Source organism: Enterobacter pseudoroggenkampii (genome assembly GCF_026420145.1).
Lineage (GTDB): Bacteria > Pseudomonadota > Gammaproteobacteria > Enterobacterales > Enterobacteriaceae > Enterobacter > Enterobacter pseudoroggenkampii.
This window is the reverse complement of the sequence record NZ_JAPMLV010000001.1, coordinates 530,801-555,293: the sequence shown is the minus strand read 5'-3', so window position 1 is coordinate 555,293 and position 24,493 is coordinate 530,801. Positions and strand designations below refer to the sequence as shown.

Here is a 24,493-nt window from a genome sequence, read left to right as displayed (position 1 = left end):
CCACCCGGCAACAGTATCAGATCGACGTCCTTCCAAACGCCCCCTGCCAGTCCTGCTCGAACTTCACGATCGCCGCATCCACTGCCGGAGAAGTAATAAACTGCTGCGCCACGTCCAGCGGCAGCGTGATGGACTCGCACCCTGCCAGCAGGCAGTCCAGCGCCTGACGCGGGGTTTTAAAGCTCGCGGCCAGCACCTTTGACTGCGGGGCATGCAGCGTCAGCAACTGCTGTAATTCCACAACGGTCTGGATCCCGTCCCCGCCCTGCGCGTCCACGCGGTTAACGTAAGGCGCCACATACTCTGCACCCGCCAGCGCGGAGAGCATCCCCTGCGCGGCACCATAAACCGCCGTGCCCAGCGTCGGGACCCCTTCCGCTTTCAGCATCTTGATTGCCGCCAGCCCCTCTGCGGTCACCGGCACTTTCACCACCAGATCGTTGATGATAGCGCGCAGCTTACGCGCGTCCTCCACCATCCCTTCGGCGGTGGTCGCCATCACCTGGGCGAACAGACGACCTTTGCCGCCCAGCGCGTCGTGTAGCGCCGGCAGCAGTTCGTCGAGCGGCGTTTTACCGGCCGCAACGATGCTTGGGTTGGTGGTCACGCCCGCCAGCGGGAAGATACGCGCCAGCTTTTTAACTGCCGCAACGTCAGATGTGTCGAGATAAAGTTCCATGATGTCACCCTCAAAATTAGCCTGCACTTACCCTATCACGACAAAACCTGCTCAAGAGTTGACCTGCATCAAGATAACTTTCATTCGAAAGTAATTTAATCTTCATATGCAAGATGAGAGGCGAAATCATGATCTTCAATATTCAGCGTTACTCTACCCACGATGGTCCCGGCATTCGAACCGTGGTGTTCCTGAAAGGCTGCTCGCTGGGCTGTCGCTGGTGCCAGAATCCGGAAAGCCGCTCCCGCAGCCGGGACGTGCTGTTTGATGCACGCCTGTGCCTGGACGGCTGCGACCTGTGCCAGCAGGCGGCACCGGACTGTATCGAACGCGCGCTGAATGGCCTAGTCATCCACCGCGAAAAGCTGAATGAAGAGACGCTTAATGCCCTTACCGACTGCTGCCCGACGCAGGCGCTGACCGTCTGCGGTGAAGAGCAGCAGGTCGAGGAGATCATGGCGACCGTACTGCGCGACAAACCCTTCTACGACCGCAGCGGCGGCGGGATCACCCTCTCCGGCGGCGAGCCGTTTATGAACCCCGAGCTGGCACAGGCCCTGTTTAAAGCCAGCCACGAACACGGGATCCACACCGCCGTCGAAACCTGCCTTCACGTGCCGTGGCACTATATCGAGCCGTCATTACCCTACGTCGATCTGTTCCTCTCCGACCTGAAGCACGTCGACGGTGACGTGTTCAAACAGTGGACGGACGGTTCGGCTAAGCGCATCCTGGACAACCTGAAACGCCTGGCCGCTGCCGGGAAAAAAATCACCATCCGCGTGCCGCTGATCCAGGGCTTTAACGCCGATGAAGCCTCCATCACCGCCATCACCAACTTCGCCGCCGACGAACTCGGCGTCGACGATATTCATTTTCTGCCGTATCACACGCTGGGCATGAACAAATACACCCTGCTCGGCCAACCCTACTCTGCCCCTGACAAACCGCTGGATAACCCTGCCCTGCTGGACTTCGCGCAACAGTACGCCTGCCAGAAAGGGTTAACCGCGACCTTACGAGGATAAACTTATGACAACCCTGAATCTCAATACCCTCAGCGAGCGCATTAAGGCGCACAAAACGGCGCTGGTGCATATCGTTAAGCCGCCGGTCTGTACCGAGCGCGCGCAGCATTACACCGAAATGTACCAGCAGCACATGGACAAGCCGATCCCGGTCCGTCGCGCCCTGGCGCTGGCCCATCACCTGGCCGAGCGTACCATCTGGATCAAACACGACGAGCTGATTATTGGTAACCAGGCAAGCGAAGTGCGCGCAGCACCGATCTTCCCGGAATACACCGTCTCCTGGATTGAAAAAGAGATCGACGACCTGGCCGATCGCCCGGGCGCGGGCTTTGCGGTGAGCGAAGAGAATAAGCGCGTGCTGCACGAGATCTGCCCGTGGTGGCGCGGCCAGACGGTGCAGGACCGCTGCTACGGCATGTTCACCGACGAGCAGAAAGGCCTGCTGGAAACCGGCATCATCAAAGCCGAAGGCAACATGACCTCCGGTGACGCGCACCTGGCGGTGAACTTCCCGCTGGTGCTGGAGAAAGGTCTCGACGGCCTGCGCGCCAAAGTGGCCGAGCGCCGCTCGCGCATCAACCTGACGGTGCTGGAAGACCTGCACGGCGATCAGTTCCTGAAGGCAATTGATATCGTGCTGGAAGCGGTGAGCCTGCACATCAAACGCTTTGCCGATCTGGCGCGCGAGATGGCCTCAACCGAAACCCGCGCAAGCCGCCGCGACGAGCTGCTGGCGATGGCGGAAAACTGCGACGTGATTGCTCACGAGCCGCCAAAAACCTTCTGGCAGGCGCTGCAGCTGTGCTACTTCATTCAGTTGATCCTGCAGATTGAGTCCAACGGCCACTCGGTCTCCTTCGCGCGCATGGACCAGTATCTCTATCCGTACTACCGCCGCGACGTGGAGCTGAACCAGAGCCTCGACCGCGAACACGCCATTGAACTGCTGCACAGCTGCTGGCTGAAGCTGCTGGAAGTGAACAAGATCCGCTCCGGCTCGCACTCCAAGGCTTCCGCCGGTAGCCCGCTGTACCAGAACGTCACCATCGGCGGCCAGAAGCTGGTCAACGGTGAGCCGATGGACGCGGTGAACCCGCTCTCCTACGCGATTCTGGAATCCTGCGGCCGTCTGCGCTCCACCCAGCCGAACCTGAGCGTGCGCTATCACGCGGGCATGAGCAACGACTTCCTCGACGCCTGCGTGCAGGTGATCCGCTGCGGCTTCGGGATGCCGGCGTTCAACAACGACGAAATCGTGATCCCGGAATTCATCAAGCTCGGCATTGAGCGCGACGACGCCTACGACTACGCGGCGATTGGCTGTATTGAAACCGCGGTGGGCGGCAAGTGGGGCTACCGCTGCACCGGCATGAGCTTTATCAACTTCGCCCGCGTCATGCTGGCGGCGCTGGAAGGCGGGCGCGACGCCACCAGCGGCAAGGTGTTCCTGCCCCAGGAAAAAGCGCTCTCTGCCGGTAACTTCGACAATTTCGACGAGGTGATGGCGGCGTGGGATACCCAGATCCGCTACTACACCCGTAAATCCATCGAGATTGAGTACGTGGTGGACACCATGCTGGAGGAAAATGTCCACGATATTCTCTGCTCGGCGCTGGTGGACGACTGCATCGAGCGCGCGAAAAGCATCAAGCAGGGCGGCGCGAAGTATGACTGGGTCTCCGGCCTGCAGGTGGGCATCGCCAACCTCGGCAACAGCCTGGCGGCGGTGAAGAAGCTGGTGTTCGAACAGGGCGTCATCGGCCAGCAGCAGCTGGCGGCCGCCCTGGCGGATGACTTCGACGGGCTGACCCACGAGCAGTTGCGCCAGCGCCTGATCAACGGCGCGCCGAAGTACGGCAACGACGACGACAGCGTGGATATGCTGCTGACCCGGGCCTATCAGACCTACATTGAAGAGCTGAAGCAGTACCACAATCCGCGCTACGGCCGCGGCCCGATTGGCGGTAACTACTACGCGGGCACCTCTTCCATTTCCGCGAACGTGCCGTTTGGCGCGGCGACGATGGCGACGCCAGACGGACGTAAGGCGCACACCCCGCTGGCGGAAGGGGCAAGCCCGGCTTCCGGTACCGACCACCTGGGTCCAACGGCGGTCATCGGCTCGGTGGGTAAACTGCCTACCGAGGCGATTCTCGGCGGCGTGCTGCTGAACCAGAAGCTGAATCCGTCAACGCTGGAAAACGACAGCGATCGCCAGAAGCTAATGGTGCTGCTGCGCACCTTCTTCGAGGTGCACAAAGGCTGGCATATTCAGTACAACATCGTCTCGCGCGACACGCTGCTGGAGGCGAAGAAACACCCTGACCAGTATCGTGACCTGGTGGTGCGCGTCGCGGGCTACTCGGCGTTCTTCACCGCCCTGTCGCCGGATGCGCAGGATGATATTATTGCCCGTACTGAGCATACGCTGTAACGGTGTATCCCCTAAGGGGAAATGCGCACGCTGATGCCCTCACCCCGTCCCTCTCCCACGGGGAGAGGGAGTAAAAACTAAAAACGGCAACCTCGGTTGCCGTTTTGCTTTTACTTTCGAATGAAATTAAATTTGTGCTCCCCGTCACCTTGTTATTAGAATGTTTCAAAACGCAGTGACCCAGGAGCACAGTATGACCGTTAAAGTTATCGTCACCGATATGGACGGAACTTTTCTTGATGATGCCAAGCAGTACGATCGTGACCGCTTCCAGGCACAGTTTGAGCAGCTTAAAGCCCGCGACATTGAATTCGTTGTCGCCAGCGGCAATCAGTATTACCAGCTCATCTCCTTCTTTCCGGAGCTGAAAGACAGGATCTCCTTCGTGGCGGAAAACGGCGCGCTGGTGTTCGATCGCGGGGAGCAAATTTTTCACGGCGAGCTGACCCGCCATGAATCGCAGATCGTGATTGGCGAACTGCTGAAAGATAAAGGGCTGAACTTCGTGGCCTGCGGGCTGGAGAGCGCATACGTGAGCGACAAAGCCCCTGAAGCGTTCGTGGCGCTGATGTCAAAGCACTACCACCGCTTAAAGCGCATCAGCGATTACCGTGAAATTGACGACGTGCTGTTTAAGTTCTCCCTGAACCTGCCGGACAGCGATATCCCTAATCTGGTGGATAAGCTGCACGTCTCCCTGGACGGCATCATGAAGCCCGTCACCAGCGGCTTTGGTTTTGTGGATTTGATTATCCCCGGCCTGCACAAAGCCAACGGCATCAGCCGTCTGCTGAAGCGCTGGAAAATCTCCCCGCAGGAGTGCGTGGCCATTGGCGACAGCGGCAACGATGCCGAGATGCTGAAGCTGGTGAAATATTCCTTTGCGATGGGCAACGCGGCGGAACGCATCAAAGAAATCAGCCGCTACAGCACCGACGACAACAACCATCAGGGCGCGCTGAACGTCATTCAGGCCGTGCTCGACAACCACTCCCCGTTCGACGCCTGATCCTCTCCTCGCCGGAGCCTGGCTCCGGCCTCTCACTCTTTTTCCGTCCTGTGGCTTGCGTCAAGTTTTTAAACTTGCATTAACTTAATTTTAACTTAAAGTATCACTTGCAGACACTTTTACTTTCGAATGAAAGAGGCGAGGCAGTTATGACCTTTACCAGTGAAACTTTGCCGGCGGATCACAAAGCGGCAATCCGTCAGTTGAAACGTGAGCTGCGTGCGCAGATCGGCGACGTGCAGGCGGTGTTCAACAAGCTCAGCGATAAAATTGCCACCCGCGTGGCGGAAATCAACGCCCTTAAAAACAAAGGCGAATCCGTCTGGCCGGCGATCCCGTTCGCGGATGTAAAAAACGGCACCATTACCGACGCGCAGCGCGAAGCCGTTAAGCGCCGCGGCTGCGCGGTGATTAAAGGTCATTTCCCGCGCGAGCAGGCGCTGGCGTGGGATCAGTCGATGCTCGACTACCTCGATCTGAACAAGTTTGACGAGGTGTACAAAGGGCCGGGCGATAACTTCTTCGGCACCCTGACCGCTTCCCGTCCGGAGATTTACCCGATTTACTGGTCGCAGGCGCAGATGCAGGCGCGCCAGAGCGAAGAGATGGCGCAGGTGCAGTCGTTCCTGAACCGTTTATGGACATTCGAGAGCAACGGCAAACAGTGGTTTGACCCGGACGTGAGCGTGATTTATCCGGACCGTATCCGCCGCCGTCCGCCGGGAACCACCTCGAAAGGACTGGGCGCGCATACCGACTCCGGCGCGCTGGAGCGCTGGCTGCTGCCGGCTTACCAGCAGGTCTTTGCCCGCGTGTTTGACGGCAACGTCGAGAAATACGATCCGTGGAACGCCGCGCACCGTACCGAAGTGGAAGAGTATACCGTCGATAACACCACCAAATGCTCGGTATTCCGCACCTTCCAGGGCTGGACCGCGCTGTCGGACATGATCCCCGGACAGGGGCTGCTGCACGTGGTGCCCATCCCGGAAGCGATGGCGTACATTCTGCTGCGTCCGCTGCTGGACGACGTGCCGGAAGACGAGCTGTGCGGCGTGGCGCCGGGGCGCGTGCTGCCGGTTTCCGAGAAGTGGCACCCGCTGCTTATCGAGGCGCTGACCAGCATTCCGGCACTGGACGCGGGCGATTCCGTGTGGTGGCACTGCGATGTGATCCACTCCGTCGCGCCGGTGGACAATCAGCAGGGCTGGGGCAACGTGATGTACATCCCCGCCGCACCGATGTGCGAGAAAAACCTCGCCTACGCGAAAAAGGTCAAGGAAGCGCTGGAGACCGGCGCGTCGCCGGGGGATTTCCCGCGTGAGGATTATGAAAAGAGCTGGCAGGACCGCTTTACCGTGAACGATCTCAACATCCACGGCAAGCGCGCGCTGGGCATGGTCTAACTGTCGTACAGCCCTTCCCGCTCCACGGCGGTGCGTCGTTTCCCCTGACGTATCCGCCGTACCGAATCCCGCACGGTCAGCGTGCCGTTAAGCAGCAACGTCCCCACCGGCGCGTCCGGGCGCATCAGCCGCTGCTGGAGCATGTGTACCGCTTCGGTTCCCAGTTCGTCGCGGGGAACGTGCACGGCCGTTAATGGAACATCCTGGATCGCCGCCAGGTTAAACCCGTCGATGCTCATCACCGACACGTCCTGCGGCACGCACAGACCGTGGTTTTGTAATGCGCTGATGGTGCCCGCCGCCATAAAGTCGCCGCCGACCAGAAACGCGGTAGGTAAATCTTTCCCCCGCACTTCGCTGAGCCAGCTGCTGACCGCCTGTTCCGTTTCGCGCGCGCTGAAGCTGGGCACCACCAGCAGATCGCGTTTATCGCTGAACGTCAGGTTGTGGGACTGCCACGCGTCGCGGATCCCGGACAGGCGCAGCTCCATGGTGTAGCGACGCAGGCACAGCACGTTCATCACCTCACGGTGTCCCATCTCGAACAGGTATTCCGCCGCCCGCTCGCCAATGGCGCGGTGATCCGGCGCAACGACAGGCAGACGCATGTGCCGGTCGCGGCAGTTAATTAGCATGCAGGGTTTACCCACATCTACCGCCAGATCGTGAATATGGGGATCGTCAATGCCGAGAAGGATTGCCGCCTGAGTATCCGGCTCATTCATGCGCGCCAGAAAAAGCTGGGCATCGCTGTCGTTCTCTTCCAGCGCGCAGTAGCGCAGGCGCACATCGTGGGATGCCAGGCCTTTACTCACGCTCTGGATCACGCGGTAGTAAAAGATGTCGGACCGCTCGTCGAAGGCGCGCTGGGGGGCAAAAACCACCAGGCTATTGAGCAGCAGCCGTCCCGCCGCCATGCCCTCCATCACCCCCAGCTCCCGCGCGCACGCCAGCACCTTTGCGCGCGCTTTTTCGCTGGTATTCGCTTTCCCCGCCAGCACCCGAGACACGGTGCTGATCGAGAGCTGCGTACGGGCGGCGATTTCGGTGATTTTTAGCCTTTTGTCCATTTTGTGATCTGGCTCCTTTTGCGAAATGAAAAAATTTTCATAGCGTATCCGTCAGGCAATAACTGACATAAATGCCATCATGCCAGAGTGGTTGAGTCAGTTATGAGAAATTTTGCACAAAATCCACTATTGCCCACTCATTTTCTCCCTTAAGGTGAACTTGTCACACAACTTCCATACTAGTTGTATACCAACTTAAGCAGTTTAAACGGATAGAAATCAAAGGCATAAAAATCTGTGTGACACCTGAACCTCCGTCCCCTTACCGTCCGTCTTGTGGAGAGTAAAATGAGTCAGGACATCAATAACACCGTTGCGACAAGCAAAACCCGTCGCGTCATCAAGAACCTGCGCTGGTACGTGCTGGTGCTGTTCTTACTTGGCGTCACCGTTAACTACATCACCCGAAATTCGTTAGGCATTCTTGCCCCCGAGCTGAAAGAGAGCCTCGGGATCACCACCGAGCAGTACTCCTGGATCGTTGGCGCGTTCCAGATCGCCTACACCATTTTCCAGCCCCTCTGCGGCTGGCTGATTGACGTGATCGGCCTGAAGATTGGCTTTATGGTCTGCGCCGGCATCTGGGCGCTGATGTGTATTTTCCACGCGGGCGCCGGAAGCTGGCTGCACCTGGCTATTTTGCGCTTCTTTATGGGTGCCTCTGAGGCCGCCGCTACCCCGGCTAACGCCAAAACCATCGGTGAATGGTTCCCGAAATCAGAACGACCCGTTGCCGCCGGCTGGGCGGGCGTGGGCTTCTCCATCGGCGCGATGCTGGCTCCGCCAATCATCTACTTTGCTCACGCCTCGTTTGGCTGGCAGGGGGCGTTTATGTTTACCGGCGTGCTGGCGCTGCTGTGGGTGATCCTGTGGTGGGCGTTCTACCATAACCCGGAGCAGCACCCGAACCTGAGCAAGGACGAGCTGGCGTTTATCAAGCAGGATAACGAACCACCTGCCGTCAAACTGCCCTTCCTGACCGCGCTGAAAACCGTCTCGAAAAACAAACGCTTCTACGGTATCGCCATCCCGGCCTTTATGGCGGAACCCGCCTGGGCGGTGCTGAGCTTCTGGGTGCCGCTGTACCTTGCCAAAGAGCACGGCATGGACCTGAAGCAGATTGCGATGTTTGCCTGGCTGCCGTTCCTCGCCGCCGACCTCGGCAGCGTGGCGAGCGGCTACCTGACGCGTCTGTACACCCGTCTGTTCGGCTGCTCCCGCGTTAACTCGGTCGTCGCCAGCTCCGTGACCGGCGCGTTCCTGATGATCTCGCTGGCCATCGTGGCCATTACCCGCGACCCGTATATCACCATCGTGCTGATCTCCATCGGCGGCTTCGGGCACCAGATCATCTCCTGCATGCTGAGCGCCCTGGTCGTGGAGTCCTTCGACAAAGGCCAGATGGCGACCGTCAACGGCATGCGCGGCTCGGCGGCGTGGATCGCCAGTTTCCTGTTCTCGCTGTTAATCGGTGTGACCGCCGACAAAATCGGCTTTAACCCGCTCTTTATCGCCATGGGCTTCTTTGACCTGATTGGCGCTGTCTTCCTGGTAGCATTTATTGCTGAACGTCGCGCCAAGCGCGCCTGATAGTGGATGTATTGCATATGAAAACCCTGAAAAACTGGACCGTTGATATTCAGTCAGCAAACCATCTGGAACTGCTGGTCGATAACCAGCACCGCCTGTGCCTGTATGTGCTGGAAGAGAACCTTTTCCGCGTGCTGATTAAGCGCAAAGGCGAGCTGGCGCTGGACCGCACCTGGAGTATCGCTCCGGAAAAAGACGTGCCCTGGGAAGGCCGCAGTCGTGACGACATAAGCGGTTTCTCCTGCCCGGCCTGGAACCTGACTCAGCAGGGTGAGACGCTAACCGTGGCAACCGAACAGCTGCGCGTGACCGTCCACCAGCCGCTGTGGCTGGAGTGGCACTACCGCAATGAGGCGGGCGAATGGCTGCCGCTGGTCAATGACCGCCCCACCAGCGCCTACCTGCTGAACGCCCACGGCGACGGCGTAGCGCACTATCTCAGCCGTCGTAAGGACGAGCGTTTCTACGGCCTGGGCGAGAAAGCGGGCGATCTGCAGCGCAACGGTAAACGCTATGAGATGCGCAACCTCGACGCGATGGGGTACAACGCGGCCAGCACCGACCCGCTCTACAAGCACATCCCGTTCACCATCGCCCGCCGCGACGACGTCAGCTACGGCCTGTTCTACGACAACCTGAGCAGCTGTTGGCTGGATCTGGGTAACGAAATCGACAACTACCACACCGCCTATCGCCGCTGGCAGGCGGAAGCGGGCGATATCGACTACTACATCTTTACCGGCAGACGCGTGCTGGACGTTACCAAAGCCTTCGTGCGTCTGACCGGGAAAACGCTGTTCGGACCGAAATGGAGCCTGGGCTACAGCGGCTCGACCATGCACTACACCGACGCGCCGGATGCGCAAAACCAGCTGATGAACTTCATCCGCCTGTGCGAAGAGCACGCCATTCCGTGCGACTCGTTCCAGCTCTCCTCCGGCTATACCTCCATCAACGGCAAGCGCTACGTCTTCAACTGGAACTACGACAAGGTGCCGCAGCCGAAGGTAATGAGCCAGGCGTTCCACGACGCGGGATTGAAGCTGGCCGCCAACATCAAGCCGTGCCTGCTGCAGGATCATCCTCGCTATAACGAAGTGGCGGAGAGCGGCCTGTTCATTCGCGATTCAGAAACCGATGCACCCGAACGTTCCAGCTTCTGGGATGACGAAGGCTCGCACCTCGACTTTACCAACCCGCAGACGGTGCAGTGGTGGCAGAACGGCGTCACAACGCAGCTGCTGGAGATGGGCATCGACTCCACCTGGAACGACAACAACGAATATGAAGTGTGGGACGGGGAAGCCCGCTGCTTTGGCTTCGGTAAGGAGATCGCCATCAAGCACATTCGCCCGGTGATGCCGCTGCTGATGATGCGCGCCTCGCTGGAAGCGCAGCAGCGCTTTGCGCCGGAAAAACGCCCGTATCTGATCTCCCGCTCCGGCTGCGCCGGGATGCAGCGCTACGTTCAGACCTGGAGCGGCGACAACCGCACCAGCTGGGACACGCTGCGCTATAACATCCGCATGGGGCTGGGCATGAGCCTGTCGGGGCTGTTCAACGTCGGCCATGACGTGGGCGGTTTCTCCGGCGACAAGCCGGACGCCGAGCTGTTCGTGCGCTGGGTGCAGAACGGCGTGATGCATCCGCGCTTTACCATTCACTCGTGGAACGATGACCACACGGTGAACGAGCCGTGGATGTACCCGGGCGTCACCCCAGCCATTCGCGGCGCGGTTGAGCTGCGCTACCGCCTGCTGCCGTATCTCTACACCCTGCTATGGCAGGCGCACGCCGACGACGAGCCGATGCTGCGTCCGACCTTCCTCGACCACGAGCACGATGCGCAGACCTTCGAAGAATGCGATGACTTCCTGCTGGGCCGCGACCTGCTGGTCGCCAGCGTGGTCGAAGCCGGGCAGCGCGAGCGCCGCGTCTGGCTGCCGGATAACGACACCGGCTGGTATGATTTTTACACCCACGCGTGGTATGCGGGCGGCCAGTCGATCGTTCTCGACGCGCCGCTGGAAAAACTGCCGCTGCTGGTGCGCGCCGGAGCCGGTCTGCCGCTCAGCGAGCGCATCACGCATGTGAGTGCCGAAAAAGATACGGCCCGCGAACTGAAGCTGTTCCCTGTGAAGGGCGTCGGCACAACCTCGGGCATGCTGTTTGAAGACGACGGCGAAAGCTGGGGATACCAGAACGGCAATGCGCTGTGGGTGGAATGGGAAATGGTGTGCGACGGCGCAAGTATCAACCTGAAGGTGAATGCGCGCGGCGACTATCGTCCGGCGTGGAAGGCGCTGAAGGTATCATTACCGGCGGGGGAAAAACGTACGCTGCGGGTGAACGGGGTTGAAGGGAGTGAGTGGGTGCTGTAGTGCGGCCTGATGCCCTCACCCTAACCCTCTCCCACAGGGAGAGGGTATAGAACGTAGGCCGGGTAAGGCGAAGCCGCCACCCGGCATTTTTTTAGTTCTCGATACCTTTGCTGCGCAGGTAATCTTCGTAGTTACCGGTGAAGTCCACCACGCGCTCTGGCGTAATTTCGATCACGCGGGTCGCCAGCGAGCTGACAAACTCACGGTCGTGAGAGACGAAGATCAGCGTGCCCTGATACATCTCCAGCGCCATGTTCAGGGATTCGATAGATTCCATGTCCAGGTGGTTAGTCGGTTCGTCCATCACCAGGATGTTTGGTTTTTCCATCATCAGCTTGCCGAACAGCATGCGGCCCTTCTCGCCACCGGAGAGCACTTTAGCCGGCTTTTTGATGTCGTCCTGGCTGAACAGCAAACGACCCAGAATGCTGCGCACCGCCTGCTCGTCGTCGCCTTCCTGCTTCCACTGGCTCATCCAGTCAAAGACGGTCAGGTCATTTTCGAACTCGTACTCATGGTCCTGCGCGTAGTAACCAATCTGCGCGTTTTCGGACCATTTCACGGTGCCGTTGTCCGGTTGCAGTTCGCCGACCAGGGTTTTCAGCATGGTGGATTTACCCACGCCGTTAGCGCCCAGAATGGCAATCTTCTCGCCCACTTCCAGCAGCAGGTTGAAGTTTTTAAACAGCGGGCCTTCATCGAAGCCTTTGGTAAGGGCTTCCACTTCCAGCGCGTTACGGAACAGCTTCTTGTCCTGTTCGAAGCGGATGAACGGGTTCTGACGGCTGGAGGCTTTAACCTCTTCCAGCTTGATTTTATCAATCTGACGCGCGCGCGAGGTTGCCTGACGCGATTTAGAGGCGTTGGCGCTGAAGCGGCTGACGAAGGACTGCAGGTCAGCAATCTGCGCTTTCTTCTTGGCATTGTCCGCCAGCAGACGTTCACGCGCCTGGGTGGCCGCCGTCATGTATTCGTCGTAGTTGCCCGGATACACGCGCAGCTCGCCGTAGTCCAGATCCGCCATGTGCGTACAGACCATGTTCAGGAAGTGACGGTCGTGCGAGATGATGATCATGGTGCTGTCGCGATCGTTCAGCGTCTGCTCCAGCCAGCGGATGGTGTCGATGTCCAGGTTGTTCGTCGGTTCGTCGAGCAGCAGGATGTCCGGGTTAGAGAACAGCGCCTGAGCCAGCAGCACACGCAGCTTCCAGCCTGGCGCGACTTCGCTCATCGGGCCGTAATGCTGTTCAACCGGAATACCCACGCCCAGCAGCAGCTCGCCCGCGCGCGCTTCCGCAGAGTAACCGTCCATCTCGCCGTACTGCGTTTCCAGGTCGGCCACTTTATAGCCGTCTTCTTCGCTCATTTCGGCCAGCGCATAGATGCGATCGCGCTCCTGCTTCACTTCCCACAGCTCCGCGTGCCCCATGATCACGGTGTCGAGCACGGTGAACTCTTCGAAGGCGAACTGATCCTGACGCAGCTTACCGATGCGCTCGTTCGGATCGAGCGACACGTTGCCGAGGGTCGGCTCCAGATCGCCGCCGAGGATCTTCATAAAGGTGGATTTACCGCTACCGTTGGCACCAATCAGGCCGTAACGGTTGCCGCCGCCAAATTTGACGGAAATGTTTTCGAACAGCGGCTTACTGCCAAACTGCATAGTGACGTTGCTGGTAACTAACACGGGGAGATTCCTGCGAAAAGTGTGATAAACACGGCATTATGCCACAATTCCGAATTGAGATCCCGCGTTGCAACCATCCACTAAACTTTAACAAAATCGAAAAAAATGTGATTTCGTACACATCTGAATTCCCTGTGAGCGGGAATGCACATATAATGCGCTCCCATCACAGATTCAGACTTATCAACTCATCGCCTGAATGGCTTAGATACCTCGCACAACATGAACATGAAATTAACAGCGCTTTTTGCGGCGGCGTTAGCCGTAGTAGGTTTTTGTAAGACCGCGTCTGCGGTGACGTATCCCCTGCCGACCGACGGAAGCCGTCTGGTGGGTCAAAACCAGGTGGTGACGGTTCCTGAAGGTAACTCTCAGCCGCTGGAGTATTTCGCTGCGCAGTACCAGCTGGGCCTGTCTAACATGCTGGAAGCGAACCCGGGCGTTGACCCGTACCTGCCGAAAGCAGGTACAGTGCTGAATATTCCTCAGCAGCTGATCCTGCCGGATACCGTTCATGAAGGTATCGTGATTAACAGCGCCGAAATGCGTCTGTACTACTACCCGAAAGGCACCAACACCGTTATCGTGCTGCCAATCGGTATCGGCCAGCTGGGTAAAGACACCCCAATGAACTGGACCACCAAAGTTGAGCGTAAGAAAGCGGGCCCAACCTGGACGCCGACCGCCAAAATGCACGCAGAATACATCGCGGCGGGCGAACCGTTGCCAGCCGTTGTACCGGCAGGCCCGGATAACCCAATGGGCCTGTACGCGCTGTACATTGGTCGTCTGTATGCGATCCACGGCACCAACGCCAACTTCGGTATCGGCCTGCGCGTGAGCCACGGCTGCGTGCGCCTGCGTAACGACGACATCAAATTCCTGTTCGAAAACGTGCCGGTCGGTACGCGCGTGCAGTTCATCAACGAACCGGTGAAAGCGACCTCTGAACCAGACGGCAGCCGCTACATCGAAGTGCACAACCCGCTGTCCACCAGCGAGGACCAGATCAACAACAACGAAGTCGTTCCTGTTACGCTGAACAGCGCGGTGCAGGCGGTGACGTCTCAGCCAGATGTCGAAACGGCGATTGTTGACCAGGCCGTGCAGAACCGCTCCGGTATGCCGGTGCGTTTGAACTGATCACACTGAATCAATAACGTATCTTATAAGACCCCGTATTATCGGGGTCTTATTGCACTGTAATCTCCATCACGCTGACCCTTTCTGAACAGCTATTACTGCCGTAAGTGCCTTTCTTGCCATTTTCTGCTAACCCAGCGGGGTTACATCTAATCCTCTAAGTGTTATGATGCGCCCACTTATAAAATCAGTTTTATCTGCTTTTATAAGGTCTTTTTATCTCCTGGAGCACGCATAGTTTGATGATTAGCATTAACTTAACAACAACAAAATCGCGCCTTTATCTCTGTTCGCAAACAGTGTGGTCACTGGCGAACCAGAGTAAGAAGGTCGATCAAATTGTTGTGTGGGTCTCCAGTACACCTTATCTCAGTGACGAAGGCATCACTGAGGAGCCGGAATGGGCGCAGAAAATTCGCCAGACGGGCACCAACCTGGTTTTTAAATGGGTTAAGAACACCGGCCCTTATCGGAAATTGTTTCCGGCGCTGCAAGCAGCAACCGAAGACGATATTCTGATTTATGCCGATGATGACGCAATCTATAACGAAATTTGGGCAGAAACACTGCTGGATGATTTTTATCGCCACAATCAAAAATATGTGGTTGCCGCGCGGGTGCGTGAAACAGTAAAGAAGAAGAAAGAACTTCTTGATACCTATCGTAATTTCCCGCTTATCACCGTGCCAAAAGTCGTTGAGCAGAACTATATCATCACCGGTCTTGGTGGCGTTGTGCTCAAGAAAAATATGATCCCGGAATATTTCCATTTTAACGAAGATTTTATTACGGTTTGTCCTCGCGCGGATGATATTTGGATCAGCAAACTGATTCAGCTAACCAAAACACCTGTCTATGTTTCTGCACAAAGCATTCGTTTTGTTCATGAAATAATCCATGACTATGGATTATCGCGCGAGAATACCAGCAAAATAAAACGTTCCTGGTTTCAAAAAATCCGTTTTACATTTAAGCCTGGTCAAATCCAGCATCTGTGTCAGAACGATCTTTACATAAAAGACACGGACAGCTATTTCGAGTCGTGCGCCTGAAAGACTGATTACCCGTTATTCACGATCACGATCCCGCCGTGGTCGTAGCGATAGTGGCAGTGGGCATACTCCAGCGGCGTGCCATCCTCCAGATAAATCACCTGCTCCACCTCCAGCACCGGATCGGTTTCCTCGCAGACCAGATGCTCTCTGTCCAGTGCGCTGGGCTTAAGCGCCCGCACCACCCGGTACGACCCCATAATTTTCAGCCCCAGCGTTTCCTGAACGTACTGGAACACTGAAGCTTCAAGATGGTTTTTCGTCAGGCCCGGGACCAGATTCATCGGCATCACCGTGGAATCCAGCGACATCGGTTCACCGTTCAGCAAACGGAGTCGAATAAAGTCATAGATCGGCGCATCGGCGTTAATCATCAGCGACGCCTGCTCTTTTTCATTAGGAAAGCGCAGCTCGAAATGCACCACCTGGCTCGTGACCGTGCCCAGATGTGCCCAGGTTTTGGTCGCGCCAAAGTAGTCGCTGCCGGAGAGATCCCACTGCGAGAGCTGGAGGAAGTTTTTACGGATGAACGTGCCCTGGCCCTGACGGGTATAGACCAGACCTTCGACGATCAGCTGGCGCATCGCCTGCTGAATGGTCATCCGGCTGGAGCTGAACTCCGCCGCCAGCGCAAACTGGTCCGGCAGGGGTTCGTTGGCGGCGTACTGCTGGCTGATAATGCGTTTCTTAATTTCCCGCGCTATGGTGATGTACTTCGCCGCCATCGTCCTTCCTTTCTGTTAGTTTTCTATCCCGCTGTTTTTCAACGCCACTCGCTCGGCAATTTTGAGGAAAGGCAGGTAGAAGAATACACCAAATACGATGATTGCCAACTGCACCACCACCGCCCGCCAGTCCCCCGCCGTGGCCAGCCAGGCGCTCAGGATCGGCGGCGTGGTCCACGGGATCATCACCACGCAGCGCGACATTAACCCCAGCGTGGTACAGAGCCAGGCGAAATAGATGCCGATGGCGGGTAGCAGCACAAACGGGATCATCAGCGGCAGGTTAAACACGATCGGCAGGCCAAAAATCACCGGCTCGTTGATGTTAAACAGGCCCGGCGCCAGCGAGAGACGCGCCACCTGCTTCGCCGACTGTTGTCGGGAGAAGATAAAGATGGCGATCAGTAGCGAGATCGTGCTGCCCGTGCCGCCTACCATGCCGAACGTCGGCACGAAGATATTGTTGATGATGTGCGGAATGGGCTGACCGTTGGCGAAGGCCAGCATATTTTCGTTGGTATTGATCAGCAGGAACGGCTCCAGCACCACGCTGTTGACCACCGACTGATGAATACCGAGCGTGAACAAGAAGTTGCCGAAGCTGTAGATGAAAATCGTCCCGGGCAGGCTGGTGTTGATCAGCCGCAGCGGCTGCTGGATAAAGGTCGTAATGAGATGGATCAGATCCGTATGCAGCACGTTTGCCAGCACTGCCGCCAGCACAGCAAACAGCGAGAGCGTGAGGATGGTCGGGATCAGCGCGGTAAAAGATTTGCTCACCGCCGGAGGCACGTTTTCCCCCAGCGAAATGTGCAGCGCCTTAAGCCGCGAAATAGCGATAAACAGTTCCGTTGAGAGCAGCCCAATCAGCACGCCGGCAAAAATCCCGGTGGAGCCGATATTGGCGAACGTCAGCACCTGGGTGACGTTCACCGTGGTATCGCTGCCGACGGGCGTAATCTGCAAGCGCATCGGCATCATGATGATAAAGCTGCTGACGGCGATAACCACTGCCGAGACCGGATTGTCGAAATCTTTGTTGCGCGCCAGCGACCAGGCAATCATCGGGGCCAGCAGCAGCGCGGCAATGTTCAGCGTGCCGTTGATAATCGCCTCGCCCCACACTTTGAAGTGTGCCAGCGTATCGCCGTGAAAAATCCACGGAAACACCACGTTGTTCACCAGCACCGCCAGACCGGCGAGGATGAAAATCGGCATCACCGTGGCGAAGGCGTCGCGCAGGGAGCGCAGGTGCACCTGGTTTGCCAGGCGCGCCGAAAACTCGACAAATTTATCGACAAAGGACTGCATGTGCGGTGTGATTTTTGTTTCAGACATAGCGGAGTGTTCCCATCAATCAGTCACAAAAACGGCCCGGCAGCGTACGGCTTACATCTCGCGTCCGTTGGTATGGATAACCTGTTTTAACCACGCGTAGCTCTTCTTCGGCACGCGCTTCAGGTCTTTCAGGTCGTGGTTTTCCCGGTTGACATAGACCACGCCGTAGCGCTTACGCATGTCGCCCTGGGAGCTGAGAATGTCGATCAATCCCCAGCCGAGGTAGCCAATGACCTCTGCCCCGTCCTCGAACATCGCCGCTTTCATGGCCTCGATGTGCGCCCGGTGATAGTCGATGCGGTAGGTGTCCTCAATCGGGTTCACGCCGTCCCATGACTCAATCACCCCAATGCCGTTCTCGATCGGGAACACCGGCAGGCGCCAGTCGTTGGCGTAGCGGGTGATGATGGTGCGGAAGCCCAGCGGATCGATCTGCCAGTTCCACTCGGTGGCCTTCAGGTACGGGTTATTTTTCTCGCCGTGCAGCAGGTAATAGTTCACCGGCGTGCCTTCCGGGATCGCATCGCTGTCCAGCGTTTTGCTGGCGTAATAGCTGAAGGCCATATAGTCGTTCTTTGTACGGGCGAACAGGGCCAGGTCCTCGGCACGGTAGATATCACCAAAGCCCTCCTGTTCCACCACCGCCATCACCGCCGGGCTGTAGCCCTGCCCTGCGAAGACGCGCAGCAGGTTCTGGTTGAGAAACTCGTCATACTGCTGGGCGCAGAAGATATCTCGCGGTTTGCAGGTAGCCGGGTAGATCAGTTGGTGCGCCAGCATGCCGCCCATCAGCTGGCCCGGTCTGGTCCGGTGCAGGTATTCGGTTAGCGCCATGTGTGCCACCATGGTATGGTGCTGCAGCTCGTACAGCTCGCGCAGGGTTTTCTCGCCTTTCATATAGCCGGAAATACGGAACGCTTCCGGCATATGGAAGATGTTCTGCTCGTTGAAGGTCAGCCAGTACTTCACGCGGTCGCCATAACAGTCGATCATCTTTTTGCCATAGCGGATAAAGGCGTCCATTACGCGGCGGTCGTTGAAGCCGTTGTACTCCTGCGCCAGCGCCAGCGGCATGTCGAAATGGTACAGGCAGATCATCGGCTCGATGCCGCGGGCGATCAGATCGTCAATAAAGCGGTCGTAAAATGCGATGCCTTCGTCGTTGAACGGGCCGTCACCCTGCGGGCAGACGCGGCTCCATGAGATCTGGAAGCGGTAGCAGTTCATGCCCAGATCCTGCATCAGGTCAAAATCTTCCCGGTAGCGGTGGTAGGAGTCGGTCGCCACTTTCCAGTCGGAGACGTTCTCCCCGGCTTCACGAATGTCGTATACCGACATGCCTTTCCCGCCCTCGTTCCAGGCCCCTTCCGTCTGCATGCTGGACACTGAGTTGCCCCACAAAAAGTTGGTCGGCAATGAATTGATCATGGTCTCTCCCTATATGACTAGTCATTTAAAATTTCATGTCTAGTCATATAGGCGATACTGAAAAGAGGATCAAAGAGGAGGATCGTTTTTTGTGAGCAAGGCGGGAAAAAAAGCCCCGGTAAGCGATGCACTCCCGGGGCAAGAAGGGTTACTGTTGCGCGAGCTGATTACGGCGATACTCTCCCTGACGCTCCAGCATCCAGCCAGGATATTCCCGCGGCAGCGCGCTGACCGCATCCAGCTGTTTAAGCTCGTCTTCGCTGAGAAGGATACCGGTGGCGGCAATGTTGTCGTCCAGCTGTTCAACGCGTTTCGCGCCAATAATCACGCTGGTCACCGCTTTTTGATGTAGCAGCCACGCCAGCGCGATTTGCGCGACGGAGACGCCCTTGCTTTCGGCGATAGTCCGCATTACGTCCACGCAGTCGAAGGCGCGATCTTTATTCACCGGCGGGAAGTCAAACTCCAGACGACGACCACCGGCTTCGCTCTGCCCGTCGCGGCCATATTTTCCGCTCAGCAGGCCGCCCGCCAGCGGGCTCCAGACCATCAGCCCGACGCCTTCGCTCTGCATCATCGGCACCAGCTCGCGCTCCAGATCGCGTCCGGCGATGGTGTAATACGCCTGGAGTGATGCGAAACGCGCCAGCCCGAGACGCTCGGAAATACCCAGCGCTTTGGCAATCTGCCACGCCGCCCAGTTCGAGACGCCGATATAGCGCACGTGGCCATGCTGCACCAGATTATCCAGCGCATACAGCGTCTCCTCAATCGGCGTGGCCGGGTCGAAACCGTGAAGCTGATAGAGATCGATATGATCGAGCTGCAGGCGGCGCAGGCTCTCCTTCACGCTGCTGATGATGTGATACCGCGAGCTGCCGCGCGAGTTCACCCCGGCGGTGCCCGTTTCGCCGAACACCTTGGTGGCAACCACCACATTTTCGCGCGGGACGTTGAGGTTTTTCAGCGCCTGCCCGAGGATCGTCTCCGAGCGCCCTTCCGAATAGACGTCAGCGGTATCGATGAAGTTAATGCCCGCATCCAGCGCGCGGCCCACCAGCTGCTCGGCTTCGTTTTGCTTAAGCTGGCCAATCTTGCCCCACATGCCGTCTTCACCACCGAAGGTCATGGTGCCGAGGCACAGTTCAGAAACAAACAGTCCGGTGTTGCCCAGTTTTTGATAACGCATAAGATAATCCTCGCATGTCGTTTAAGGGGTACCCGATAGTTATACCCGCCCCTCAGCGATCGCGAATGTGGCGTTCCTGTCCGTTTCTTGCCCAATCCTCTGAATATTTATCCGCGCGGGGCGTCGCCAAAGACGCTGTAGTCCGGTAATTGCACCTGCTGATACGGCTCCCAGCCGCCGCCGAGCGCCTTGTAGAGCGCCACCAGATCGAGCGCGCTCTGCACCTGCGCCTGCGCGCGCTGCTGCTGCGCCTGCGCCAGCTGACGCTGGGCGTCCAGCACGTCAATGAAGCTGGCGATCCCCTGGCGGTAGCTGTCGCTTGCCAGGTCAAACGCGTTTTGCAGCGCATCGATCGTTTTCGCCAACCCCGCTTCACGCTGCTGGTCGGTGCGATAGCTCACCAGCGCATTTTCGACATCACCAAGCGCGGTGAGCACCGTCTGACGATAGTCCAGCACCGCCGCACCCTGCTGCGCGCGCGCCACCTTCACGCTGGAGACCAGTCGACCGCCCTGAAAGATGGGAATGGAGACCTGCGGGCCAAAGCTGTAGAAGTGGCTGCTCCAGTCGGTCAGCCAGTTGGTTTCGCTGTTGCGCAGGCCAAACTGCCCGGAGAGGGTAAAGCTCGGGAACAGCTCCGCCACAGAGACGCCGATTTGCGCCGTGGCGGCATGAAGGTTCGCCTCCGCTTCGCGCACGTCCGGACGGCGGCGCGCCAGCGTCGACGGAATGCCCGTTTGCACAATATCCGGCAGCGCGGGCATCGGCTGCACGCTTTGTAATTCCGCATCCAGCGCCCCCGGCGGCTTGCCCAGGAGGATTGCCAGGCCATTCATCGCCTGACGCGCCTGCGCCTGATATTGCGGAAGCTGTGCCTCAAGGTTGCCTAACTGCGCCCGGGCGTTTTCCACATCCATTTGCGGCGACAGCCCGCCGCGCTGGCGGCTCTCGGTCAGATCCAGCGTCTGCTGCGCGCTTTTAATCTGGGTGTTCAGCGTGGCGATAATGCTCTGCGCCCCGCGCAGCTGGAGCCACGCGCGCGCCACTTCCGCCTCCAGCGACACCAGCGCGTCGTTACGCTGCTCGATAGCCGCTTTCTGCTGCGCTTCGGCGGCTTCCACCTGACGGCGCACCTTGCCCCACAGGTCGATTTCCCACTGGGCGTCGAAGCTGCCCTGGTAGAGGTTGATCGGCTGCGTCAGCGGTCCCAGCGCGCCCTTGAGAGCGGGATCGATGCTATCCACCTGGTCATATACACCGTGGGATTTCAGCTCCCCTTCCAGCCCAAGCTGCTGGCGCGTCGCCTGCAGATTGCCGTTCACCGACGGATAAAACGCCCCGCCGGCCTGGTTAATCTGTTCACGCGCGCCGGCGATGCGCAGCACCGTTTGCTGCAGCGTCAGGTTCCCGGCAATGGCGCGCTCAACCAGGCTGTCGAGCTGCGGCGAGCCGAAGGTCTTCCACCAGCGCGGGTTGGTCGCGGCGGAGGTCGTTTGCGATTTTACCGCGCTGTCGCCCTTATCGTTCCAGTGCGTGACGGCAGGTGGCGCGGGCGGCTGGTAGTCCGGCCCGACGGCGCAGCCTGCCAGCAGCATCATTATCATCAGGGGGTGTAAACGTCTGTGTATCATCAATGTGCTCCTGCACTCCCCTCGCTCTTAACCGGCGAGAGCAACAAACAAAACGGAATCAATAGCAAGGCCACCGCGCTCAGAATGGTGAAGACGTCGATGTAGGCCAGGAAGCGCGACTGCTCAATCATCGTCTGGTACATACGTCCGGTGGCGATGCCGGTGGGATCGCCCACCTGGGTGGTGAAGTTCTGGATCGCCTGCGCGCTTTCGCGTATCGCCTGCTGAAACTGCTCGTTAAACGGCGAGGCGTGGTACGCAAGGTGCGCGCTGTGCGCCTGCGAGCGCTCGGTAATCGCCGCCGTCGACAGCGAGATCCCGACCGAGCCCGCCACGTTGCGGAACATGGTGAACAGCGCCGCCGCATCGGCGTTCAGCCGCCTTGGTATCGAGATAAAGGCAATGGTAGTCAGCGGCACAAACAGGAACCCCAGCCCCAGCGACTGGGCGCTGCGGAACAATACCAGGGTTTCGAAGTCGATATCCGGGGTCAGCGTGCGCGACCAGAAGAACGACACCGCCAGGCAGGTAAAGCCAAAGGCGATAATCCAGCGCGTTTGCACCACCGGCATCAGCTTCAGCACCAGCGGAATCGTCAGCACAATCAGCACCGCTCCGGGCGACAGCACCAGCCCGGACCAGGTGGCGGTATAGCCCAGGTCCTGCTGCGCCAGCTGCGGGATCACCACCGAACTGCCGTACAAAATCATCGCCATCCCCGCCATCAGCAGGCTGGAGATGGCAAAGTTGCGGTCCTTCATGCAGTGCAGATCCACCACCGGTTTTTTGGCATACACCAGCCAGTAAATCGCACCAATGATGCCGATCAGCGTTAATACCGCGAAAGTGCGGGTAAAGTTCGAGTTAAACCAGTCTTCGTCTTCTCCCCGGTCGAGCATCACCTGCAGACAGCCCAGCCCCAGGGCGATCAGGCCGATCCCCGTCCAGTCGATGGTCAGCTTCTCTTTAGACTTGCTCTCCCACGGCGGATCTTCCAGCAGCTGGTAGATGGCCAGCACCGTGACAATCCCCACCGGAATGTTGATAAAGAACACCCAGCGCCAGGAGTAGTTGTCGGTGATCCAGCCTCCCAGCGTCGGGCCGAGGACCGGCGCAACGATAATCGCGATGGACGAGAGCCCAAAGGCTTTGCCCCTGTCTTCGGGCTTGAAGTAGTCGAGCAGCACCGACTGCTGCGTCGGCTGCAGCCCGCCGCCAAAGAAGCCCTGCATCACGCGGAACAGGATGATTTGCCACAGCTCGGTGGCGATCCCGCACAGGAACGAGCAGACGGTGAACATGACGATGCAGATCAGGAAGAACTGCTTGCGGCCGAAGACGCGGCTCAGAAACGCCGAGATGGGCAGCACGATGCCGTTCGCGACCAGGTAGCTGGTTAACACCCAGGTGGATTCGTCATAGCTGGACGAGAGCGAACCCGCCACGTGGGGCAGCGCCACGTTGACGATGGTGGTGTCGAGGATCTCCATAAACACCGCCAGGGTGACGACAATCGCCACCGCCCACGGATTGCTGGCGGGCTTCCAGCTGTCGTGGCTGTGATCCGTCATTCCACCGTCACCTTCGGCGCAACCGACAGCCCCAGCGGCAGCGGTCTGTTCGGATCGAGCCCCTTATCAATCACGATTTTGACCGGCACGCGCTGCACAATTTTGACGAAGTTACCGGTGGCATTTTCTGCCGGGAAGGCGGAGAAGCGCGAGCCGCTGCCCTGCTGGATGCTGTCAACGTGGCCCTCGAGCGCCATATCCGGCCACGCGTCGACGGACACGGTGACCTTATCGCCGGGCTTCATGCGCTCAAGCTGGGACTCTTTGAAGTTCGCCACCACCCACACGTTCGGTGAAACCAGGGAGAACAACGCCGTTCCCGCCTGCACCAGCGTGCCGGGCTGAACGTTGCGTTTGGTGACAAACCCGTCGAACGGAGCGCGGACTTCGGTGTAAGAGAGGTTCAGATTGGCCGTTTCCAGCTGCGCTTTCGCCTGATCGACCTGACGCTCGCGCGCTTCAACGTTGGTTTCCTGCTGGCGGATTTGCAGCTGTACCTGTTCCGCTACCTCCAGCTGCGCCTGGGCGCTGGCCAGCCCCGCCTGCGCGCTGCGCAGCTGAGCGTTCGCGGAATCAATGCTTTGCTGGGTGGTTGCCCGCGGGTCGACGCCGCTCTGGCGACGGTACTCCGCCTGCGCGTTCGCCAGATCGGCCTGCGCTTTCAGCACCTGCGCTTTGGCTTCGTCACGTTGGGCGGGATACTGCACTTTCGAGAGCGCCAGCTGCGCCTGAGCCTGATGCAGCTGCGCGATAGCCAGCCCAAGCTGGGCCTGGGCCTGATCGCGCTGCGCGGTGGTATCACGCGGATCGATGACCACCAGCAGATCGCCCTTTTTCACGCGCTGGTTATCACGCACGCGCAGCTCGGTGACGTAGCCCGCCGTTTTGGGGGCAATCGTCACCACGTCGCCGTCGGTAAAGGCGTCGTCGGTCGTCTCTTCGTTACGGGTTAAAAACCACCAGACCAGCGCCACGACGACCATCACCACCACGACAATGCCGAGGATAATTAACGGTTTTTTGCCCGGGCGCTTACGCGCATTATTGTTTTTGTCCTGCTCGTCAGCAGGGGGAGTTTGATCTTCAGCCATAGGTCAGCAACGGTCCTGTCAGTGAGCGGCATCACACT

Annotated in this window: 18 protein-coding genes; 8 read left to right on the top strand and 10 right to left on the bottom strand. The window is 58.6% G+C overall.

Annotated elements, in window-relative coordinates:
- Positions 1-16 precede the first annotated feature (16 nt).
- Complete coding sequence (gene fsa / locus OTG14_RS02685; protein ID WP_248273132.1) at positions 17-679, bottom strand: fructose-6-phosphate aldolase; 663 nt, start codon at positions 677-679, stop codon at positions 17-19.
- Between the two features lie 128 nt (positions 680-807).
- Here fsa and OTG14_RS02680 point away from each other — a divergent pair, with 128 nt between their 5' ends.
- The 4 genes from OTG14_RS02680 to OTG14_RS02665 all read left to right on the top strand — a co-directional run bounded on the left by OTG14_RS02680 (position 808) and on the right by OTG14_RS02665 (position 6,559).
- The gene (locus OTG14_RS02680; RefSeq protein WP_248273133.1) at positions 808-1,707 is read left to right on the top strand and encodes a glycyl-radical enzyme activating protein; all 900 of its coding nucleotides are present in this window, start codon (positions 808-810) and stop codon (positions 1,705-1,707) included.
- Between the two features lie 4 nt (positions 1,708-1,711).
- Positions 1,712-4,144, top strand: a complete 2,433-nt coding sequence (locus tag OTG14_RS02675; RefSeq protein WP_267214540.1) for a formate C-acetyltransferase/glycerol dehydratase family glycyl radical enzyme — start codon at positions 1,712-1,714, stop codon at positions 4,142-4,144.
- Positions 4,145-4,337: 193 nt separating this feature from the next.
- Complete coding sequence (locus tag OTG14_RS02670) at positions 4,338-5,153, top strand: Cof-type HAD-IIB family hydrolase (protein WP_267214539.1); 816 nt, start codon at positions 4,338-4,340, stop codon at positions 5,151-5,153.
- Between the two features lie 149 nt (positions 5,154-5,302).
- The gene (locus OTG14_RS02665) at positions 5,303-6,559 is read left to right on the top strand and encodes a DUF1479 domain-containing protein (protein ID WP_090417642.1); all 1,257 of its coding nucleotides are present in this window, start codon (positions 5,303-5,305) and stop codon (positions 6,557-6,559) included.
- Here OTG14_RS02665 and OTG14_RS02660 read toward each other — a convergent pair.
- On the bottom strand, positions 6,556-7,629 hold the full coding sequence (locus tag OTG14_RS02660) for a LacI family DNA-binding transcriptional regulator (RefSeq protein WP_267214538.1): 1,074 nt from the start codon (positions 7,627-7,629) through the stop codon (positions 6,556-6,558). The genes OTG14_RS02665 and OTG14_RS02660 overlap by 4 nt on opposite strands.
- A 288-nt stretch (positions 7,630-7,917) precedes the next feature.
- Here OTG14_RS02660 and OTG14_RS02655 point away from each other — a divergent pair, with 288 nt between their 5' ends.
- Together OTG14_RS02655 and OTG14_RS02650 are read left to right on the top strand one after the other, a co-directional pair.
- Complete coding sequence (locus tag OTG14_RS02655; RefSeq protein ID WP_024908695.1) at positions 7,918-9,219, top strand: MFS transporter; 1,302 nt, start codon at positions 7,918-7,920, stop codon at positions 9,217-9,219.
- Between the two features lie 17 nt (positions 9,220-9,236).
- Positions 9,237-11,600, top strand: a complete 2,364-nt coding sequence (locus OTG14_RS02650; protein ID WP_267214537.1) for a glycoside hydrolase family 31 protein — start codon at positions 9,237-9,239, stop codon at positions 11,598-11,600.
- Between the two features lie 91 nt (positions 11,601-11,691).
- Here the strand turns inward: OTG14_RS02650 and OTG14_RS02645 are convergent, their stop codons facing one another.
- Positions 11,692-13,287, bottom strand: a complete 1,596-nt coding sequence (locus OTG14_RS02645; RefSeq protein ID WP_024908697.1) for an ABC-F family ATPase — start codon at positions 13,285-13,287, stop codon at positions 11,692-11,694.
- A gap of 222 nt (positions 13,288-13,509) precedes the next feature.
- Between OTG14_RS02645 and ldtB the strand changes: the two genes are divergently transcribed.
- Positions 13,510-14,430: a L,D-transpeptidase gene (gene ldtB, locus OTG14_RS02640; protein ID WP_024908698.1), complete on the top strand. Its 921-nt coding sequence runs from the start codon at positions 13,510-13,512 to the stop codon at positions 14,428-14,430.
- Between the two features lie 242 nt (positions 14,431-14,672).
- Positions 14,673-15,482, top strand: a complete 810-nt coding sequence (locus OTG14_RS02635) for a glycosyltransferase (protein ID WP_024908699.1) — start codon at positions 14,673-14,675, stop codon at positions 15,480-15,482.
- Between the two features lie 8 nt (positions 15,483-15,490).
- Here OTG14_RS02635 and OTG14_RS02630 read toward each other — a convergent pair whose 3' ends face one another.
- The 7 genes from OTG14_RS02630 to OTG14_RS02600 all read right to left on the bottom strand — a co-directional run bounded on the left by OTG14_RS02630 (position 15,491) and on the right by OTG14_RS02600 (position 24,455).
- Positions 15,491-16,207 carry a GntR family transcriptional regulator gene (locus tag OTG14_RS02630; protein ID WP_024908700.1) on the bottom strand — a complete coding sequence of 239 codons (717 nt, stop codon included), beginning with the start codon at positions 16,205-16,207 and terminating at the stop codon, positions 15,491-15,493.
- A 15-nt stretch (positions 16,208-16,222) separates the two neighbouring features.
- Positions 16,223-17,545 (bottom strand): PTS sugar transporter subunit IIC, encoded by a 1,323-nt coding sequence (locus OTG14_RS02625; RefSeq protein WP_267214536.1) that lies wholly within the window; start codon positions 17,543-17,545, stop codon positions 16,223-16,225.
- Between the two features lie 51 nt (positions 17,546-17,596).
- Positions 17,597-18,973, bottom strand: a complete 1,377-nt coding sequence (locus OTG14_RS02620; RefSeq protein ID WP_267214535.1) for a glycoside hydrolase family 1 protein — start codon at positions 18,971-18,973, stop codon at positions 17,597-17,599.
- A gap of 148 nt (positions 18,974-19,121) precedes the next feature.
- The gene (locus tag OTG14_RS02615; protein ID WP_032649388.1) at positions 19,122-20,162 is read right to left on the bottom strand and encodes an aldo/keto reductase; all 1,041 of its coding nucleotides are present in this window, start codon (positions 20,160-20,162) and stop codon (positions 19,122-19,124) included.
- Between the two features lie 107 nt (positions 20,163-20,269).
- A complete protein-coding gene (locus OTG14_RS02610; RefSeq protein ID WP_148769782.1) occupies positions 20,270-21,793 on the bottom strand; it encodes an efflux transporter outer membrane subunit in 1,524 nt (507 codons plus the stop codon).
- The gene (locus tag OTG14_RS02605) at positions 21,793-23,364 is read right to left on the bottom strand and encodes a DHA2 family efflux MFS transporter permease subunit (RefSeq protein ID WP_024908705.1); all 1,572 of its coding nucleotides are present in this window, start codon (positions 23,362-23,364) and stop codon (positions 21,793-21,795) included. Before OTG14_RS02605 ends, OTG14_RS02610 begins: the two co-directional genes overlap by 1 nt.
- The gene (locus OTG14_RS02600; protein ID WP_267214534.1) at positions 23,361-24,455 is read right to left on the bottom strand and encodes an HlyD family secretion protein; all 1,095 of its coding nucleotides are present in this window, start codon (positions 24,453-24,455) and stop codon (positions 23,361-23,363) included. The genes OTG14_RS02605 and OTG14_RS02600 overlap by 4 nt, the downstream gene beginning before the upstream one ends.
- Positions 24,456-24,493: the final 38 nt, after the last annotated feature.

Bases quoted from the DNA above. Each gene is read 5' to 3' on its own strand.
- fsa (WP_248273132.1), bottom strand. From the start codon at position 679: ATGGAACTTTATCTCGACACATCTGACGTTGCGGCAGTTAAAAAGCTG.
- OTG14_RS02680 (WP_248273133.1), top strand. From the start codon at position 808: ATGATCTTCAATATTCAGCGTTACTCTACCCACGATGGTCCCGGCATT.
- OTG14_RS02675 (WP_267214540.1), top strand. From the start codon at position 1,712: ATGACAACCCTGAATCTCAATACCCTCAGCGAGCGCATTAAGGCGCAC.
- OTG14_RS02670 (WP_267214539.1), top strand. From the start codon at position 4,338: ATGACCGTTAAAGTTATCGTCACCGATATGGACGGAACTTTTCTTGAT.
- OTG14_RS02665 (WP_090417642.1), top strand. From the start codon at position 5,303: ATGACCTTTACCAGTGAAACTTTGCCGGCGGATCACAAAGCGGCAATC.
- OTG14_RS02660 (WP_267214538.1), bottom strand. From the start codon at position 7,629: ATGGACAAAAGGCTAAAAATCACCGAAATCGCCGCCCGTACGCAGCTC.
- OTG14_RS02655 (WP_024908695.1), top strand. From the start codon at position 7,918: ATGAGTCAGGACATCAATAACACCGTTGCGACAAGCAAAACCCGTCGC.
- OTG14_RS02650 (WP_267214537.1), top strand. From the start codon at position 9,237: ATGAAAACCCTGAAAAACTGGACCGTTGATATTCAGTCAGCAAACCAT.
- ldtB (WP_024908698.1), top strand. From the start codon at position 13,510: ATGAACATGAAATTAACAGCGCTTTTTGCGGCGGCGTTAGCCGTAGTA.
- OTG14_RS02635 (WP_024908699.1), top strand. From the start codon at position 14,673: ATGATTAGCATTAACTTAACAACAACAAAATCGCGCCTTTATCTCTGT.
- OTG14_RS02630 (WP_024908700.1), bottom strand. From the start codon at position 16,207: ATGGCGGCGAAGTACATCACCATAGCGCGGGAAATTAAGAAACGCATT.
- OTG14_RS02625 (WP_267214536.1), bottom strand. From the start codon at position 17,545: ATGTCTGAAACAAAAATCACACCGCACATGCAGTCCTTTGTCGATAAA.
- OTG14_RS02620 (WP_267214535.1), bottom strand. From the start codon at position 18,973: ATGATCAATTCATTGCCGACCAACTTTTTGTGGGGCAACTCAGTGTCC.
- OTG14_RS02615 (WP_032649388.1), bottom strand. From the start codon at position 20,162: ATGCGTTATCAAAAACTGGGCAACACCGGACTGTTTGTTTCTGAACTG.
- OTG14_RS02610 (WP_148769782.1), bottom strand. From the start codon at position 21,793: ATGATACACAGACGTTTACACCCCCTGATGATAATGATGCTGCTGGCA.
- OTG14_RS02605 (WP_024908705.1), bottom strand. From the start codon at position 23,364: ATGACGGATCACAGCCACGACAGCTGGAAGCCCGCCAGCAATCCGTGG.
- OTG14_RS02600 (WP_267214534.1), bottom strand. From the start codon at position 24,455: ATGGCTGAAGATCAAACTCCCCCTGCTGACGAGCAGGACAAAAACAAT.